General features: G+C 59.4%; 14 protein-coding genes. 9 read left to right on the top strand and 5 right to left on the bottom strand.

All coding sequences use genetic code 11. The annotated features are described in order from the left end of the window. Window positions 1–261 precede the first annotated feature (261 nt). The 3 genes from phbB to phaC all read left to right on the top strand — a co-directional run bounded on the left by phbB (window position 262) and on the right by phaC (window position 4,042). A complete protein-coding gene (phbB, locus tag BLQ41_RS20665) occupies window positions 262–1,008 on the top strand; it encodes an acetoacetyl-CoA reductase (RefSeq protein ID WP_090183718.1) in 747 nt (248 codons plus the stop codon). A gap of 57 nt (window positions 1,009–1,065) precedes the next feature. Then, window positions 1,066–2,244, top strand: coding sequence for an acetyl-CoA C-acetyltransferase (locus tag BLQ41_RS20660; protein WP_090183717.1), 1,179 nt, complete (start codon window positions 1,066–1,068; stop codon window positions 2,242–2,244). Window positions 2,245–2,338: 94 nt separating this feature from the next. After that, complete coding sequence (gene phaC / locus BLQ41_RS20655) at window positions 2,339–4,042, top strand: class I poly(R)-hydroxyalkanoic acid synthase (RefSeq protein ID WP_090183715.1); 1,704 nt, start codon at window positions 2,339–2,341, stop codon at window positions 4,040–4,042. A 71-nt stretch (window positions 4,043–4,113) separates the two neighbouring features. Here the strand turns inward: phaC and BLQ41_RS20650 are convergent, their stop codons facing one another. Beyond that, window positions 4,114–5,019, bottom strand: a complete 906-nt coding sequence (locus BLQ41_RS20650) for a LysR family transcriptional regulator (RefSeq protein WP_090183714.1) — start codon at window positions 5,017–5,019, stop codon at window positions 4,114–4,116. A gap of 127 nt (window positions 5,020–5,146) precedes the next feature. On the opposite strand from BLQ41_RS20650, the gene BLQ41_RS20645 reads away from it, so the two are divergent. Next, the gene (locus tag BLQ41_RS20645; protein WP_090183712.1) at window positions 5,147–6,145 is read left to right on the top strand and encodes a zinc-dependent alcohol dehydrogenase family protein; all 999 of its coding nucleotides are present in this window, start codon (window positions 5,147–5,149) and stop codon (window positions 6,143–6,145) included. A gap of 49 nt (window positions 6,146–6,194) precedes the next feature. Here the strand turns inward: BLQ41_RS20645 and BLQ41_RS20640 are convergent, their stop codons facing one another. Further along, window positions 6,195–6,890 carry a tRNA (adenine(22)-N(1))-methyltransferase gene (locus BLQ41_RS20640; RefSeq protein ID WP_331715165.1) on the bottom strand — a complete coding sequence of 232 codons (696 nt, stop codon included), beginning with the start codon at window positions 6,888–6,890 and terminating at the stop codon, window positions 6,195–6,197. A 99-nt stretch (window positions 6,891–6,989) separates the two neighbouring features. Next, on the bottom strand, window positions 6,990–7,946 hold the full coding sequence (locus BLQ41_RS20635) for an AraC family transcriptional regulator (RefSeq protein WP_090183711.1): 957 nt from the start codon (window positions 7,944–7,946) through the stop codon (window positions 6,990–6,992). Window positions 7,947–8,144: 198 nt separating this feature from the next. Here BLQ41_RS20635 and BLQ41_RS20630 point away from each other — a divergent pair, with 198 nt between their 5' ends. After that, on the top strand, window positions 8,145–9,098 hold the full coding sequence (locus tag BLQ41_RS20630) for a diiron oxygenase (RefSeq protein ID WP_090183709.1): 954 nt from the start codon (window positions 8,145–8,147) through the stop codon (window positions 9,096–9,098). 77 nt (window positions 9,099–9,175) lie between these two features. Beyond that, window positions 9,176–9,607 carry an MAPEG family protein gene (locus tag BLQ41_RS20625; protein ID WP_090188703.1) on the top strand — a complete coding sequence of 144 codons (432 nt, stop codon included), beginning with the start codon at window positions 9,176–9,178 and terminating at the stop codon, window positions 9,605–9,607. A gap of 10 nt (window positions 9,608–9,617) precedes the next feature. Here the strand turns inward: BLQ41_RS20625 and BLQ41_RS20620 are convergent, their stop codons facing one another. Further along, window positions 9,618–12,551, bottom strand: coding sequence for a sensor domain-containing phosphodiesterase (locus BLQ41_RS20620; protein WP_090183708.1), 2,934 nt, complete (start codon window positions 12,549–12,551; stop codon window positions 9,618–9,620). Window positions 12,552–12,931: 380 nt separating this feature from the next. On the opposite strand from BLQ41_RS20620, the gene BLQ41_RS20610 reads away from it, so the two are divergent. Genes BLQ41_RS20610 through BLQ41_RS20600 form a run of 3 tightly spaced genes read left to right on the top strand, consistent with a single transcriptional unit; the run spans window position 12,932 to window position 17,091 of the window. Then, the gene (locus BLQ41_RS20610) at window positions 12,932–13,828 is read left to right on the top strand and encodes a peptidyl-prolyl cis-trans isomerase (RefSeq protein WP_090183705.1); all 897 of its coding nucleotides are present in this window, start codon (window positions 12,932–12,934) and stop codon (window positions 13,826–13,828) included. Continuing rightward, window positions 13,828–14,826 (top strand): HupE/UreJ family protein, encoded by a 999-nt coding sequence (locus tag BLQ41_RS20605; RefSeq protein WP_090183703.1) that lies wholly within the window; start codon window positions 13,828–13,830, stop codon window positions 14,824–14,826. The genes BLQ41_RS20610 and BLQ41_RS20605 overlap by 1 nt, the downstream gene beginning before the upstream one ends. A 42-nt stretch (window positions 14,827–14,868) precedes the next feature. Beyond that, window positions 14,869–17,091 (top strand): DUF3604 domain-containing protein, encoded by a 2,223-nt coding sequence (locus tag BLQ41_RS20600; RefSeq protein ID WP_090183701.1) that lies wholly within the window; start codon window positions 14,869–14,871, stop codon window positions 17,089–17,091. A gap of 13 nt (window positions 17,092–17,104) precedes the next feature. Here the strand turns inward: BLQ41_RS20600 and BLQ41_RS20595 are convergent, their stop codons facing one another. Next, window positions 17,105–17,890, bottom strand: a complete 786-nt coding sequence (locus BLQ41_RS20595; protein WP_231997124.1) for a transporter — start codon at window positions 17,888–17,890, stop codon at window positions 17,105–17,107. Window positions 17,891–17,918: the final 28 nt, after the last annotated feature.

Here is a 17,918-nt window from a genome sequence, read left to right as displayed (position 1 = left end):
AATGACCTGTGGAACCGAACATCCTGTTCGGAGCCATGACTGATCTGCGGTGAATCAAAGTCTGACGGGTTTTTCAGTTGCCAATGTTGATCCCAGTATAGGTGCTCCTCACTTTTAGCCACCATTCGTCACCCTGATGCAGGCAACTGGCGCTTGGCGCCGTTGGACACAAGAGCGTCACCTCCCAACACTTCCGCATCCCCCGCCGATAACGAACAATCCTCCCATCTTGCAGCGCAATAATTAAAAGGGAAGAAGTCTATGAAGTCGCTTGGTCGTATTGCGTTAGTCACCGGCGGTATGGGTGGGATTGGCACGGCGATAAGCCAGCGCCTCTACAAGGAAGGGTTCAAGGTCATCGTCGGTTGCAGCTCGGATTCGGCGCGCAAGAATGACTGGATTGCCGGCCAGCTGGCGGCGGGTTATCAATTCGAATGCATTTACGGCGACATCACCGATTGGGAGTCAACGCGCAAGGCGTTCGAAATGGCCCGGGAACAATTCGGCCCCGTCGACGTGCTGGTCAACAACGCCGGCATCACCCGTGACGCCTCGTTTCGCAAGCTCCAGCCCGAAGACTGGAATGCGGTCATCGGCACCAATCTGACGGGCTTGTTCAACACCACCAAACAGGTGATTGAAAGCATGTTGGCCAAGGGCTGGGGACGGGTGATCAATATCTCCTCGATCAACGGTCAGCGCGGCCAGTTCGGGCAAACCAACTACAGCGCGGCGAAGGCCGGCATCCACGGCTTCACCATGGCCCTGGCGCGGGAAGTGTCCGGCAAGGGCGTGACCGTCAATACCGTCTCTCCCGGCTACATCCAGACCAGTATGACCGCGGCCATCCGCCAGGACATTCTCGACACCATGATCGCCGCGACTCCGGTCGGGCGTCTGGGCCAACCCGAAGAAATCGCCTCGATCGTGGCCTGGCTGGCCTCCGATGAGTCGGGCTACAGCACCGGCGCCGACTTCTCGGTCAACGGCGGCATGAACATGCAGTAGGCCTGTCAGGGCAAGGACGCCCTGCGCCCGCTCGACTACATCCTAACGAGGTTTCGCATGAACGAAGTCGTAATCGTTGCCGCAACACGTACCGCCATCGGCAGTTTCCAAGGTGCCCTGTCGGCGATTCCCGCCACCGACCTGGGCGCAGCGGTGATCCGCAGCCTGCTCGAACAGGCCGGAGTCGACGCCGCCCAGATCGATGAAGTGATCCTCGGCCAGGTCCTCAGTGCAGGCTCGGGGCAAAATCCGGCACGCCAGAGCGCAATCAAGGCCGGCCTGCCCTTTACCACCCCTGCCCTGACACTGAACAAGGTCTGCGGCTCGGGCCTCAAGGCGGTGCAACTGGCCGTCCAGGCGATCCGTTGCGGCGACGCCGAACTGGTGATTGCAGGCGGTCAGGAAAACATGAGCCTGGCGCCGTATGTGCTTCCAAAGGCGCGCACCGGCTTGCGTCTGGGTCATGCGCAACTGCAAGACAGCGTGATTCAAGACGGGTTGTGGGACGCCTTCAACGACTACCACATGGGCATTACCGCAGAGAACCTGGCCACGCAATACAGCCTCAGCCGCGAAGATCAGGACGCCTTCGCCGCCGCCTCGCAACAGAAAGCCGCAGCAGCCATCGAAGCAGGTTATTTCAAGCGGGAAATCACCCCGATTCTGATTCCCCAGCGCAAGGGCGATCCGCTGGCGTTCGACACCGATGAACAGCCGCGCCCGGGCAGCACGCTGCAAGCGTTGAGCAATCTCAAACCCGCTTTCCAGAAAGACGGCAGCGTCACCGCCGGCAATTCATCGACCCTCAACGACGGTGCCGCGGTGTTGCTGTTGGCCAGTGCCGCCAAGGCGCTGGTGCTGGGTTTACCGGTGCTGGCGCGCATCAAGGCTTACGCCGGTGCGGGCGTGGACCCGTCGATCATGGGCATCGGTCCGGTACCGGCCACTCGTCTGGCATTGACCAAAGCCGGCTGGAGCCTGGACGACCTTGATCTGATTGAAGCCAATGAAGCGTTCGCCGCGCAGTCACTGGCGGTCGGCAAGGAGCTGGGCTGGGATACCCAAAAGGTCAACGTCAACGGTGGAGCAATTGCACTGGGCCATCCGATCGGCGCATCGGGCGCGCGGATTCTGGTGTCGCTGGTGCACGAGCTGATTCGTCGTGACGGTAAAAAGGGCCTGGCCACGTTGTGCATTGGCGGCGGCCAAGGCGTCAGCCTGCTCATCGAACGATAAAAATAAAAAAGGCTTGGTTGACTACTGACGCGGTGCCGAATGGCGGCACCGCGGTTTTTTTCTGCCCGGATTTCCGATGTGGGCAAGGAGTTCCATGGACAATAACGCGCACACCTTCAACACCTTCTGGTCAGGACAGGTCCCGTTCATCGCCTCCTTTGCAGTGCAACAATTACGTCTGTGGGTCAGTACCAATCCGTGGTTTACCGGCCAGGACTATAACGAGTGGTTCGAGTTGCCCCGTGCAACCCTGGACAGCCTTCAAGCCGATTATCAAATGGAGTGGGGCGATCTGGGCCAGCGCCTGTTGACCGGCCAGCCATTCAGCTTTGAAGATCGACGTTTCGCCAGCGGTAACTGGAACACTCCGCTGTTCGGTTCCTTGGCGGCGTTCTACCTGCTCAACGCCGGTTTCCTGCTCAAGCTGCTCGACAAGCTGCCCATCAAGGACAAAAAACCACGCCAGCGCCTGCTCTATCTGGTGGAACAAGCCATTGCCGCCGGTGCGCCCAGCAACTTCCTCGCCAGTAACCCCGACGCCTTGCAACGCGTCGTCGATACTCAGGGGGCCAGCCTGCTCACCGGCCTGCTGCACTTGGCCAGCGACCTGCAAGAAGGCAAGATGCGCCAGTGCGACAGCGGTGCCTTCAAGGTTGGCGTCGACCTGGCCAACACGCCCGGCGAAGTGGTATTCGAGAACGAACTGTTCCAGTTGATCCAGTACTACCCGCAAAGCGAAACCCAGTACCGGCGCCCGGTATTCATCGTCCCGCCGTCGATCAACAAGTTTTACATCCTCGACCTGCGCCCGGACAACTCGATGGTTCGCCACTTGTTGCAGCAAGGGCACCCAGTGTTCCTGATGTCGTGGCGCAACTTTGACGCGGCGCACGCCGGCACCACCTGGGATGACTTGATCGAGACCGGCATTATCAAAGGCCTGCAAGTCACCCGCGAGATCAGTGGCGAACAACGCCCCAATTGCGTGGGGTTCTGTATCGGCGGTACGTTGCTGAGCACGGCGCTGGCGGTATTGGCGGCGCGCGGCGACAAAGACATCGCCAGTGTGAGCCTGTTGACCACCTTCCTCGATTACCTGGACACAGGCCCCATCGACATCTTCGTCGACGAACAACTGGTGGCCTACCGCGAGCGCACTATCGGCGGACTGGATGGCCCCGTCGGTCTGTTCAAGGGCGAGGACATGGGCAACACCTTCTCGCTGCTGCGCCCTAACGACTTGTGGTGGAACTACAACGTCGACAAATACCTCAAGGGCCAGAAACCCAATGCCCTCGACCTGCTGTTCTGGAACAACGACAGCACTAATTTGCCAGGCCCGATGTATTGCTGGTATCTGCGCCACACCTACCTGCAGAACGACCTGAAATCCGGCGACCTGGACTGCTGCGGGGTCAAACTGGACCTGCGCGCCATCGAAGCGCCAGCCTACATCCTCGCTACCCATGACGATCACATCGTGCCGTGGCGAAGCGCTTACGCCAGCACCCGACTGCTGAGCGGGCCCACGCGTTTTGTACTCGGCGCCTCGGGGCATATCGCCGGGGTAATCAACCCGCCAGCCAGGGAAAAACGTCATTACTGGACCAACAAGCGGGTCACCAAAAACCCGGAAACCTGGTTCATGAATGCCCAGCAACACCCTGGCAGTTGGTGGAATGACTGGTTCGCCTGGCTGGCTGAACAGGCCGGCGAGCGCCAGACTTCAGCATTGCACACCGGCAATGCGCAATACCCGGCGCTGGAATCGGCCCCCGGGCGTTACGTAATGCAGTGACTGAAAGCCCCGCGCGGTCATCTGTATCGCACGGGGCCAACACGTGTCTGTTTCATCCAGCCTGCTGTCATTCAATCAATACAAACGTCGATATCGGCTACAAAAGCGTCTCTCAAATAATCAGTGAACGCCCGCACCCGCGCTGACTGCCTGCGGTCCGCTGGAGAAACCGCGTGAATAGGCATCGATGACGGTGCATACCCTTCAAGCAACGCCACCACTCGCCCTGCCTGCAAATCCTCACGAAACAACCATGAGGGTGACAGCGATAGACCCAGGCCACTCAAGACCATTTGCCGGATCGACTCACTGTTGTTGCTGCGCACATTGCCCTTGACCTGTACCTCGCTCCATTTGCCGTGGTGCTCGAAACTCCAATGGTCGGAATGCTTGAGCTGATTGAACACAAGGCAATTGTGATTGCACAGTTCATCCGGTGTCGCCGGCACGCCGAATTGCTCGAGATAACCGGGGGCTGCAAATACTCGACGTTTGGTCAGGCCTATCTGTCTGGCGATAAGGCCACTGTCTTTCAACTCGCCAATGCGCACCGCGACATCGATCCCCTCACTGACGAGGTCGACGTTCTCGTCGCTCAGCTGCAAGTCGATGGACACCTCGGGGTATCGCTGCAGAAAACCGTGCAGCCGAGGCGCAATCTGTATGCGTCCGAAGCTGCCTGAAGAGGCGATACGCAGCGGGCCCGCCACGCGCTCTTGTCCGGTCTGAAAACTGTGCTCGGCGTTGTCCACCGCCGCCAGAATCTGCCGACAATGTTCGTAGTAGCGTTGCCCCTCATCCGTCAGGCTCAGGTTGCGCGTACTGCGGGCGAACAGACGGCCGCCGAGCCTGTTCTCCAGGGCGCCAATCTGCTTGCTGATGGTCGGCTGACTGAGGCCGGTTTCACGGGCCACAGCTGAAAAACTTCCTCGCTCCACCACCCGCATAAAAATGGCCATCGCTTCCAACGTGTCCATAGCTATCCACTTAGCGATTAATTGGAATGAATACTATAGGCATTTGCCCTCTTATCGGAATTCAGCGGCTGCAGGAGACTGTTGCCATCGCCTGGCGCGAACCGAATCATTTCAAGAGGAATCACCCATGAACCAGAACACCATGAGCGCAGCCGTCGCTTTGCAGGCTGGAGCCGCTTTAGAGATTCAGCAACTGCCCTTGCCTGAGGTTGCCGCCGGACCCGTGCTGGTCAAGGTCATCGCCAGTGGCGTGAACCCTTTGGATACCAAGATCAGTAACGGTCAGGGACTGCATGCCCGCCAACCGTTGCCGGCTGTTTTGGGGATGGACCTGGCCGGTGTCGTCGAAGCAGTCGGGACCGGCGTCACTCAGTTCGCCGTCGGTGACGAAGTCTTCGGCATGGCCGGGGGTATCGGCGGCCACCAGGGTTCGCTGGCGCAGTACATCGCTGTCGATGCCGACCTGTTGGCACGCAAGCCGCAAAACCTGAGCATGCGCGAAGCCGCCGCGCTGCCGCTGATCTTCATCACGGCGTGGGAGGGATTGGTCGACCGGGCCAATGTCCGGGCCGGGCAGCGTGTTCTGGTACACGGCGGTGCGGGAGGTGTCGGGCATATGGCGGTTCAGATCGCCAAGGCGCGTGGGGCACACGTCTTTGCCACCGGGAGTGCCGATAGCCGTGAGGTCATCGAAAGCCTGGGGGCCACCGCCATTGATTACCGAGCCCGCAAGCCTGCGGAATATCTTGAGCAATACACCGACGGCGAAGGTTTTGACATCGTGTATGACACCGTCGGCGGCGCGACACTGGATGCCTCATTCGCAGTGGCAAAAGTGTACACGGGCCACGTCGTCAGTTGCCTCGGCTGGGGTGAACACTCACTTGCGCCGTTATCGTTCCGCGGTGCCACCTATTCCGGAGTGTTCACCCTGCTGCCTTTGATTACCGGCAAAGGTCGCAAGCACCATGCCGAAATTCTCGCTCAAGCCAGCGCCATGGCTGAAGCAGGACAACTGCGGGTGCTGCTGGACGAACGACGCTTTACCCTCGGCACCGTCAATGAGGCTCATGCACTGGTTGCTGCAGGCAAGGCGGCAGGCAAAGTAATCGTGGATATCGAATGATTGCCGTCAACGGTCGAAGTGCGTCATGACGTTCATGGCGGGCCCGGAATCAAGCCAGCAGTTCGGTGATCCAGCGGGCCTGCCGCGCAACATCCTGCACCTTCTCTTCGGGCACGGCCTGCCCCGCACGGGCGAATTCGCCCAGGGTCTTTTGCTTCTGATGCAGCCGGCGCTGCCACTTGACCAGGAACGCCGGGCTGCGGGCCTGCATCTGCAACGGCCCGAAGTACAGTTCCTGTTCGCTGTACACCACCGGCCCGTCAAGCTCGGCGACGATGATTTCATAGTCGAAACGGTTTTCCCGCAGCACTTCCTCACAAAGGATGCGGTAACCATTGTCCATCAGCCAATGGCGCAGGGGTTGCTCGCCGCCGTTGGGCTGCAGGATCAGACGCTCGTGGCCACTCAGGTGCGCCTTGCCGCGCTCGAGAATGTCGCGGATCGTCTCGCCACCCATGCCGCAGAGGCTGATCGCAGTGATTGCGTCTTCGGGCTTGATCGCCGCGAGGCCATCGGCCAGGCGCACGGTAATCCGCAGGTCCTGACCGCTCTCGCTGACGGTACGTTCGGCCGAGAGGTACGGCGTCAATGCCACCTCGCCCGCCACCGCTGCGGCGATGGCCCCACGGCGCATCAATGCAACCGGCAAATAGGCGTGATCCGAGCCGATATCGGCCAGGCGCGCACCGGTTGGCACATGCGCAGCCACCCGCTCCAGGCGCATGGATAATGTGTGTTCGTTCAACTGCAGGTCCTTTTCACCACGAAAGTCCGCCACCTTTGGCAGGAGTGCGGGCGGCCATGATGCTTGGTGCGGGCGCAAGGGTAAAGCGCCCGCGCCCTCTCATACGGGTTGTTTGCGCCAAGTGCCAGGGGATGTGCCGAACTGGCGTTTGAAGGCACGACTGAACGCGGCTTCGGATTCGTAGCCCACTGAAAAGCCAATCTGCGCCACGTTACCTCGACCTTCGCGCAACTGTTGAGCCGCCACATGCATTCGCCACAGCGTCAGGTATTGCATCGGTGGCTGACCGACCAATGCGGTGAATCGCTCTGCGAACACAGAGCGCGACATGCCCACTTCCTGCGCCAGGGCTTCTGCGGTCCAGCCGTCGGTTGGACGAGCATGGAGCAGCGCCAGTGCGCGCCCGATATGCGGATCTCGCAAACCCGACAGCCACCCGCGTCGCTCAGCCGGGAGGCTGGCGACATACTGGCTGACGGCTTCGACGAAGAGCAACTCTGATAGCTTGGTGATGACCGTTGTCGAGCCCACCCGCCCCGCTGCGATCTCACTCACCGCGAAACGAAATGAGCTTTCGATCCAGGCGCCCAACGCCGTCGAGCGAACGTCCAGTTTCAATAAGGATGGCAACGATGAAAGTAACGGGCTGAAGGGGGTTTCAGAACCGAGGAATCCGCACAACAAATGCGTTGCGTCGCCGCCCCCGCCGCACTTGATTCGTGAAATGCCACCCACTTCCGGCGGTTGGATAATGTCGCTCGCCGACAGGGGCGCAATGCCCAGGTCACTGCCAAAGCAATGAATGTCATTGCGAGGAAGCAGAATGAGTTCGCCTGCCCGCACATCGATGGGCGCCTCCCCATCGATGCGTAATTGCATGTGCCCCGAGGCGACAAAATGCGACGCAATGATGTGCCTGGGTGCCGCCACGAACGGCTTGCAATCGTCGGCGGAGATTCTTCCGTTGAGGCACCAGGGCGCAGTGAACTCCGCCTCGAGAAAAACCCCTCCCGACAGCCGAATCACACGCAAGACATCAGAAAGCGCATCCAACACTTGCCCGCCCTCTCTTCCGGAGCCTGGAGCATGCAATCAGGCGCCCCGGGCATTCTTCGCCAGAACGGCGAGGCCTAGATTAGCACCAACGCGGACCCGATGATCAGGCTAGCCCTGAGAGTCTTCACAGACGGTCATCGGCTCCGATGTTGGCTGAAACGGCCCTTTGCTACTTGATCCGGGAAGCAGGAGATCGATATGAACAGCGTCGCAACCGTACCCCGCTCAAATTCGGGCAACGCCGCCCGTTATGCTCAACTCGTCAGATCATCGAAGAAGGCGGAATGGCAGATCGATCGCGATTTGCTGCAAGACCGTCGCTTCGACTTCTCGCGAAAATTCTTGCCCGATGGACTTTCGCAAGTCGACCGCCTGACCTTTCTCGCCCCAGACGAGGCCCGCCTGCTCAGTCAGATTCAGGGCCGAACCTATGCATATCTCTTTGGCCTGGTGGAGCGTTTTATCAGTGCCAAAATGCTCGATCAAGGTCGGGCCCATGTCTTTGAGGATCAACTGGCACTTGAAGCACTGGTGCGCTTTTCCAACGACGAGATCAAGCACCAGGAGCTGTTCCGGCGCATCGAGACAATGCTGGGTGCGCATTTGCCCGCCGGATACCGCCAAGTGGCCGATCCAAACGAGGTGGCGCGCTCGGTCCTTGCGGCCAGCACTTGGTCAGTGCTGGCGCTGACCTGTCATATCGAACTGTTTGTTCAGGCGCATTACGCACAAAGCATCGCCCCGCGCGAAGAGTTGTGCCCACTGTTCAAGGACGTCTTCAAATTTCACTGGAAGGATGAAAGTCGCCACGTCGTGCTCGATGAGCTGGAGTGGAAGGCCGAACACGCGAAACTCTCGCCCGCCGAGCGTGACCAGGCAGTGGACGATCTGATTGCGCTGGTGGCCGCCGTCGACACCATCCTGCAAGCGCAAGCGGCCGTCGATGCCGACTACTTCGTGCGAAATGTCTCGCCCTCATTCAGCGTTGCCGAGACAGCGCAAATCAAGGCCTGCATCCTCAGCGCCTATCGCTGGCAATACATTGTCTCGGGGGTCCGGCATCCACACTTTGGCCGGCTGCTGACGGCGATGACAACACCGGCCCAGATGTCCAGGATTCAGGTCGCACTGGCGCCCATCATGGGCGAATGATCGACAGGGCGCGACCGACCCGTCGGGCGCGCCCTGTAGAAAGACGTGCTGAAAATGATTGATCGAGGATGGCCGCCATGACGACGCCGATGTGGATGCTGCTTGGATTTGCGACCTGGACGTTACTGCTGTTGATGGCAACCGTCGGGGTGTATCGCTGGGTCAGGATCCTGTTCTCGAACGTTCCGATTGCCTCTTTCCGAAGCGATCAGCTCGAAGGCGAGGACTGGTATCGGCGTGGCACAAGAGCCCACGCGAACTGCGTGGAAAACCTGCCTGTCTTTGGCGCCATCGTGTGGGTGATTTCAGCCCTTGGTGTCGACGGTCCTGTGGTGGACGCCCTGTGCATACTCGTCCTGACCGCTCGCGTGTGCCAGTCTCTGGTTCACGTATCCCACGTGCAAACCGATACGTTCGTGGCCGTTCGATTTTCTTTTTTTTGTGTGCAGCTGGCGTGTTTTCTGGTGCTCATTGCGATAGCCGCCTGGCACGGCGTCATCGCTAAATAGAGGAATGAATTCAGGCTTGGTCGCTGGCTATAGCGGCCTCAACTGCAGTGCCTGAATCAAGCCCCCAGGCCAGTAACGCTTCAAGGCACATCGGCTTGGCAAAATAATAACCCTGGGCCTGCCCGGCGCCCATTTCGCGCAGCAACGCCAGCGTCTCGGCGTCCTCGACGCCTTCGGCCACGACGCTCAGGTCCAGCGATTCGGCCATCCGTACAATCGCCCGCACGATCGCGCGGCTGCGAGCACTGGTGGTCAGTTCAAGAATGAACGACTTGTCGATCTTCAAGCCGCTGAAACGGTATTGATGCACATAGCTCAGGGAGGAAAACCCTGCGCCGAAGTCATCGAGCACCACCGACATGCCGTTGTCGGCCAATTGCTGCATGGTCAGTCGGGCAATTGCCGGCTCGGCCACCAGCGCGCCTTCGGTCAACTCGAGGCAAATACGCGACGGCGCGACCCCGTACCGGGCCAACAGCGCAAGCACATCGTTGGCGAAATCCGGGCGCGTCATGCTGTAGCTGGAGCAATTGACGTGCACCGCAGGCCAATTGGCGTGCTCGGGCTGGGCGAGAATCACCGCAATGCTGGTGAGCATGTACAGGTCCAGCCGGCCGATCAGGCGCAACCCCTCGACATCCGGTAAAAACTCGCCTGGGCCCATCACCCGCCCGCCTGGCTGATGCCAGCGAATCAACGCTTCAAGAGCCAACAGCTCGCCGGTTTCTACACTGACAATCGGCTGGAAATACGGCAGCAGTTCGTCGGTGCGTTTGAGCGCATTGCGCAAGGCCCCTTCACGCTCGACCTGATCAGAGACTTCGCGGCGCACTTCCTGGTTGAACACCGCGTAACTGTCGCGACCGGCACTCTTGACCCGATACATCGCGGCATCGGCGTCGCGCAGCAAATCCGCCGGTTCCTGATGGAACTGATGGTCGGCGCTGACAATGCCGATACTGCACGACGAAAACACTTCATGGCCATTGATGAAAAACGGCAGGTCGAACGCTAACAGAATCCGTTCGGCGATTTCGATCAAGACATCCAGTGGCGCCTCGGGCGCGAGTACCGAAAACTCATCGCCGCCCAGGCGCGCCAGCATGTCGGTGTCGCGCAGGCAACCGCGCAGTCGGTGGGCTGCCTGCATCAACAGCAGGTCGCCAAAATGGTGGCCGAGGCTGTCGTTGACCAGCTTGAATCGGTCCAGGTCGATGAACATCACCGCCAGGTGCCCGCCTTCACTGCCGAACTGCGACCAAGCCAAATTGAGGCGCTGTTGCAGGTAGGTTCGATTCGGCAGCCCCGTCAGTGCATCGTGGGAGTTTTCGTGTTGCAACTTGGCATTGGCGTGATCGAGTTCGCGGGTGCGGTTCTGCACCCGAGCTTCAAGCTTGAGGTTGGCGGCATGGATCGCTTCGGCAGCCGTGCGGCGCGACAACGCGGTGTCGATGTGCCGCGACACGAACGTCAGCAGCTCCTGATCCCGCAGGGTATAGCGCACTTGCGAGGTATAGCTTTGCACCGCCAGTACGCCACGCACCACATCGCCATCGAACAAGGGAATGCCCAGCCAGGAATAGGAGCGGACGTATTCATCGGCCTGCTCGATTTCGCCGGTCGCCGACAAGCGTTCAGCTTCATCGACGTCAATCAGGCACGCTCGACGCTGGCGGATAACGTACTCGGTCAAGCCCCGGCGACCACGCCGAGCCTGCGGGCAGGTCGTCTGCCGCTCATCGACATAATAGGGAAAAGTCACTTCGGTGGTCGCGTCGTCGAACAGCGCAATGTAGAAGTTTTGCGCGAACAGCAGATCACCGACGATGCCATGCAAGGTTTGAAACAGCTCAGCCATGTCGCCCGGCTGGCTCGACAGTTCAGCAATCTGGAACAGCGCGCTCTGCAGATGCTCGGCGCGCTCGCGTTCTGCCACTTCCTGCCTCAACGCATCGTTGAGCGCCGAAAGCTCCAGGGTGCGGCGCAGCACCGTCTCTTCCAGGTCCTCGCGGTGCAGAATCCTGTCCAGCGCCATGGCTACGTGGCGGGCCACCACCAGAAACAGCGCGCGGTCTTCGGCGCTGTAGGCACGGGAAACGTCGTAGACCTGCATCGCCAACATGCCAAACACATCATCCGAGGCATTTTTCAACGGAGCGCCCATCCAGAATTCCGGACGATCACCCACACAGTAGAAGCGGCCTTCGGCCTCAGCCGCACGAATGCCGGCGGCATCGATCAGTAACGGCTGGCCAGACGTCAACACCTGGCCGGTCAACGACAAGTGCGAAGCGTCAAGGTATTCGTATTGCTCGGACTCCAGGGCATCAACGTCGATGATGTCGACGTAATAGGGATAATCAATTTTGCCGGTGTGCGGATTGTACAGCGCGAGATAGAAGTTCTCGGCGTCGATCAGGCTGGCCAGCAGCCGATGAACCCCCACCAGAAACACGGAGCGATCACGGGTCGAACTGGCCAGGTAAGTAATTTCATACAGCACCCGCTGAGTAATCTGTGCCCGGGCAAGGGTATTGGTCTGGACCTCGATGCCCAGGCGTTGGGCAAACTCGGCGAGTGCCGGTTCGCCGGCCTCGGTGACGGGTGCCAGTAGCCAGCCCAGCACGCTTTCACCTTTGCCGGTCGGCCAGCGATGCAAGCGTCGGGTCAGGCAAAATTCTTCGAAGTCTTCATTGGCCACGCTTGACGGCCACGGCAACGCAGGGTCGCCCTGCCCGACCAAATGCATTTGGTCGCCGGCACGGTAAACCACCCACGCAGTGGTGTGGGCCCAGTGGCGCGCCGAGTCGAGCAATTGTTCGATCGTGTCCTCAATACCCGCGTAGGCCATTGCGACTGTATCCAAGTTCCCTGTCAGTTGAGGTGCGACAACATCGCAGTCGTTTGATTGTCGTGGGGAGTCGGTCAATGGACGAACACTCATCAGCACTCCCTGAGCCAGAAACTGGCGAAATTCACCTGCTGATTACTAGCCATGTGCCCGTGTGCTTCCCGTTTAAAGCTTATGGACGTTTTTATCAATAGCTTTATTCGCTTTAATTCCAACCACGGCACGAACAGCCTGTCATTCAGCCTGTTTAGCCCAGTGAAGTGTTCAGACGCCATGGCGGTTTTAGCTGGATCCTCGTCAATGTACATCGCCTCAGGCACCCACGTCGCCCGACTCAATGCGCAGCGTATTTAATCCGATTACGAATAGAGCTTAGTGCCTAACGTGATTAGCCTCGCTGGAAAGTTTTGAGGCAACGGCAATACTCCCATTCGCACCGCACATTATTCGATTGAAACGTGGGCCAATAAGTCATGAACTTAAAAGTCTCCGATGTAAAACCGGCGAGATTCTCGTTGATCACGCGTTGCCTTCGTGAGCCATTACTGCACTTTCTGATCGCCGGTTTTGCACTCTTTGTGTTGTACGGTGGTTTGCACCGTTCGACCGTTAATCAAGATCCGCAACGAATAGAAATCACCCCGGACGCTATTCAGCGCATCAAGATTTCCTGGCTCGCGCGATGGCAGCGGCCGCCCTCCGACCAGCAACTTCAAGGGCTGCTTGATGAATATGTGAAGGAAGAAATTCTCTATCGCGAGGCACTGAAACTTGGCCTGGATAAAGACGACACGATTATTCGCCGTCGGCTGGCGCAAAAAATGGACTTTCTGGCAGAGGATGTCGCCGCACTTCGCGAACCGGCCCCCGGTGTACTGCAAGTCTGGTACAGCGCCCATCAGCAAAACTATGCTCCGCCGCCACTGGTGACTTTTCATCACCTGTTCTTCGCGTCGGACAAACGCGGTACTGAGGCCCAGGCACAAGCTCAAGCTGCGCTGGCCACCCTGACCGACAAAAACAGCGGCGAAGGTGATGTCTTCGTGTTTAAACACGCTTATGCCGAGCAATCGCAAGATCAAGTAGCGAAGGACTTCGGCTCAAAGTTCGCCACTTCAGTGTTTCAACAAACCCCGGGACGGTGGGTCGGTCCGATTGAGTCGGGGTTTGGCTGGCACCTTGTGTGGGTTGATGCGCTGGTCAAACCAACGGCTCCGCCCTTTGAAACCATCGCCCAGCAGGTCAAGTCCGATTGGCTTTCCGAACAGCGTACTGAGTCGAAACGTGCGAATTTCGCAGCGCTGAAGGCCCGCTATCAAGTGATGGTGATGATGCCAGCTATTGCGGCCACTGAAACGGAGCAGCCGTGATGCGCCGTTCGATCTGGCTTGTGTTGTGCGTTTTGCTCATGGGGCAAGCGGCCCTGGCCCATGAATCCCGCCCGGCCTACATGGAAATCAACGAAGTCGCCGCCGGGCGCTACGACGTACTGTGGCGCACGCCAGTGCTTTCAGGGATGCGATTGCCTATCGCGCTGAAATTCGCCGAAGGCGTACAAACGGTCGTTGAACCGGTGGAAAGCGAGCTCAATGACTCGCTGATCGAGCGCCGGGTGATCGATGCCGGCCCCGCAGGATTGGTGGGCAAGCGCATTGAGTTTGTCGGCCTGCAAGCCAGCATCACCGATGTGTTGGTCCGCGTCTCGCGCCTGGACGGCACGCTCTCCACCACCCTCGTGCAACCCGCGCAACCCTGGATTGAAATCGCCGCCACACCGGGCGCGTTCTCGGTGGCCGGTGCATTTCTGGTCCATGGCATCGAGCACATAGTCGGTGGCTTCGATCACCTGATGTTTGTCTTCGGCCTCCTGTTGTTGGTGGGTAACGGCTGGATGCTGGTGAAGACCATCACCGCGTTCACCCTCGCCCACTCCATCACCCTGGCGCTCGCCACGCTGGGCGCCGTGCATCTGCCCGGCCCTCCGGTAGAGGCGACGATTGCGCTGAGCATCCTGTTGCTGGCGGTGGAAATCACCCGCAAGAATCGTGGCGAGGCAAGCTTTACCGCCCAATGGCCGTGGGTCGTGGCCTTTAGTTTTGGCTTGTTGCATGGCTTTGGTTTTGCCGGTGCGCTGGCAGAGATTGGCCTGCCACAACGGGACCTGCCCCTGGCGCTGTTTACTTTCAATGTCGGCGTCGAAATCGGCCAGTTGATGTTCGTCGCCTTGGTTTTTAGCCTGCGGGCGCTGCTGCTGCGTTGTCGACTGCCACGGCCTGCGCACTTGTATGCCCGACCGGTGGCGTCCTATGGGCTGGGAACGCTGGCCGCCTTCTGGTTTTTCGAACGAATCTCAAGTTTTTGGTCCTGAACTGCACCGTCCTGTCACTGCCGTGTTTCGGAGACGTGGAATATGAAAACCAACACTCGCCTCAGCACATCGTTCTTGTTCAGCTACGCCGCCTTGACCCTGGCTGTCAGCACGCTGGTCATCGCGGATGGCAATCCGGACCGCGAGGTCTACTTTGGCCAGACGCACTCGCACACGTCGTGGTCAATCGACGCCTACCTGGTTGGCAACCACGTGGTCGATCCCGAGCAGGCTTACAAGTTCTCGCTGGGCATGCCGGTCATGCACCCGATGGGCTTTGAAGTGCAGCTCAAGGGCCGTCCGCTGGATTTTCACGGCGTCACCGATCACTCGGAGTACGTGGGCGTTATCGCGCTGGCCAACGATCCGAAATCGGATTTCAGCAAAACACCCATCGCGCAAAAGCTGATCGTCAAAACGCCGGAGGACTTCAATCGGGTCTTCAAATGGATCGCGGGCAGCCTGAACCACCCGATCAAGGAACTGATTGATCCGAAGGTCGCCGGCAACATCTGGCAGCAAAACATCGCCATCGCTGACAAGTATTACAAGCCCGGCAAGTTCACCACGTTCGTGGCGTATGAATGGACCTCGGCGCCCAACAGTCAGAACATGCACCGCAATGTGTTCTTCCGCGATTCGAAAAAGGCGCCCGAACTGCCCTTTACCGCTCTCGACTCCGGCAAACCCGAGGACTTGTGGGCCTGGATGGACGATCAGCGCAAAAAGGGCAATGACGTACTGGCGATCTCGCACAACGCCAACCTCAGTAACGGCATGATGTTTCCGGTCGACGTCGATGACCGGGGTCGCCCTATCGATGCCGCGTGGGCCGAGACGCGGATGCGTAACGAGTCCCTCACGGAAATCCACCAGGTCAAGGGCACCTCGGAAACCCACCCCGAGTTGTCACCCACCGATGAATTCGCCAACTACGAAATCATGAGTTTCCTGCTTGGCATGGACAACAGCACCTCCAAACCTAACGGCAGCTACATCCGCCAAGCCTGGCAAAACGGCATGGCCTTGCAAGAAGCGCGTGGCTTTAACCCTTATAAAATGGGCGTTGTCGGTGCCAGCGACTCGCACAACGGGGTAATTCCTTACACGCAGAGCGACAACTTCGGCTCCCACGGCTTTACTGACAGCACACCTCAAGCGCGGATTTCCGGCAAACAGAACTCGGGCATGGTAGCCGTGCAAACCAGCACCTCCGGTCTGGCCGGCGTCTGGGCGGAACAAAACACCCGTGAATCCATCTTCGATGCGATGAAGCGCAAAGAAGTCTATGGCACCAGCGGCGTGCGGATTCCCGTGCGGTTGTTTGGTGGATGGGGTTTCGACAGCAACTTGTGGAGTGAAAAAGACTGGGTGCACGCCGCCTACGCCAAGGGCGTGCCCATGGGGGGCGACTTGCCGGCAAAACCGGGCAAAGAGGCGCCGAGCTTCGTGGTGTGGGCAGTCAAGGATGCCGATGATGGCAACCTCGACCGGATCCAGATCATCAAGGGCTGGACCAAAAACGGTCAGACCTTCGAGAAGATCTACGACGTCGCCTGGTCCGGTGATCGCACGCCCGATCCCGCCACTGGAAAAATCCCACCGGTGGGTTCTACCGTCGATATTTCCAAGGCCACGTACACCAATACCATTGGCGCCACCGAGCTGAAAAAAGTCTGGGTCGACCCGGACTTCGACCCGGCCCAGCACGCGTTCTACTACGCCCGCGTGTTACAGATCCCGACACCCCGCTGGAGCACCTACGACGCCGCCAAGCTGCAGGTGCCGCCACCGGCCAACGTCTCGGCCGTCGTCCAGGAACGCGCCTGGACTTCACCGATCTGGTACTCACCGAACGCCGAAGACAGCCAGTTGACGGTGCGGGGAAAAACCGTTGACCAGCTGAAAACCGAAGGCGCCAAGGCGTTGACCAACGAGCAGCTGCAAACCCTGGTGGTGGGTAAAACCGTCAAGGTTCGCAACACGGTCACCGGCCAGACCTTTGAAATCATCTACGGCACCGATGGCCAGCGCTCGGTCTCCAGCGTCGACGGCAAACCGCCTGCACAAGGCGAGTACCTGAACATGTTGCACGGCGGACAATTCGGCGTGCCGGCCAAATATGAAATCAAGGACGGGCAACTGGTGACCACCCTTGACGGTTCGCCCTTCGAGGCCACGGTGTTTGAGCAAAACGGCAAATACGTCGCGGCCCGAAGCAGTGAGTTCGGCTATGTGAATTATGAGGTCGAAGACGTGAAGTAGCGCAGGGCGCCTTTCATTTGGGAAAGAGTAGCGTGTAGGCCACGCGAAAGCCCCATCCTTGGGCGCCGTCTTTCGGACTGTCCGCCCAATAGCGTGGCCCGACCTGCAGGCTCATGGGTTGGTGGCCGACCTTGAACAGCTGCGTCACGAACAGATTGATCGGCACATTCCACTCCTTGGTCTCCCAGTCGTAAGTGGATTCGGTATTGATGCCAAAACTGGTGTAAGTCGCCGTGGTGTACACCAGGAAGGGTTGCAGAAAGGTTTGATTCACTTTTTCCTTGTCGTCGGCCGGGCTGTTGTCCAGCGACCAGATGTGGTTGGCGAGAATACCGATGGTCCAGCCGTGCGCCTGCTTTAGCGCCACGGCCGTCGGCCCCAGCCCCCACTGTTCGCTGCTGAGCAAGGTGTTGCTGCCGGTCGGCAACAGCAGTGCCGGCCCTACGCCCCAGATCCAGCCGCCCTCGGTCGGCTTTTTCGGTGAGAAGAAAAAGCTCTGCGACGTGTCGCCTACCCCGCTTTTGTCAGCCACACCACCCGGCACCAGACCGTGCTGATCGATGATCGGCAGGATCGTGCGCGAGATCAGGTTCCAGTCCTCATTCAGGCTGAACGGTAAAACCGGCTGGATATTGGTCACACTCTGGATGCCGTCACCGGAGGGGCCCATTTTCTGGTTCCAGTTGTACTGGATGGGCAAGCTATAGAGCGCCGCGACCGGGTTCAGTGCCTGCTTGGCCAGCTCGGCCTGACTGTCCGTGTCCGCAACACTGCAGACGGGGACTGCAAGCGTCATCATTGAGAGCGCAGGCAGCATGATGCATCTG

This window comes from Pseudomonas arsenicoxydans, from assembly GCF_900103875.1.
GTDB lineage: Bacteria > Pseudomonadota > Gammaproteobacteria > Pseudomonadales > Pseudomonadaceae > Aquipseudomonas > Aquipseudomonas arsenicoxydans.
This window is presented reverse-complemented; position numbering and strand designations above follow the sequence as displayed.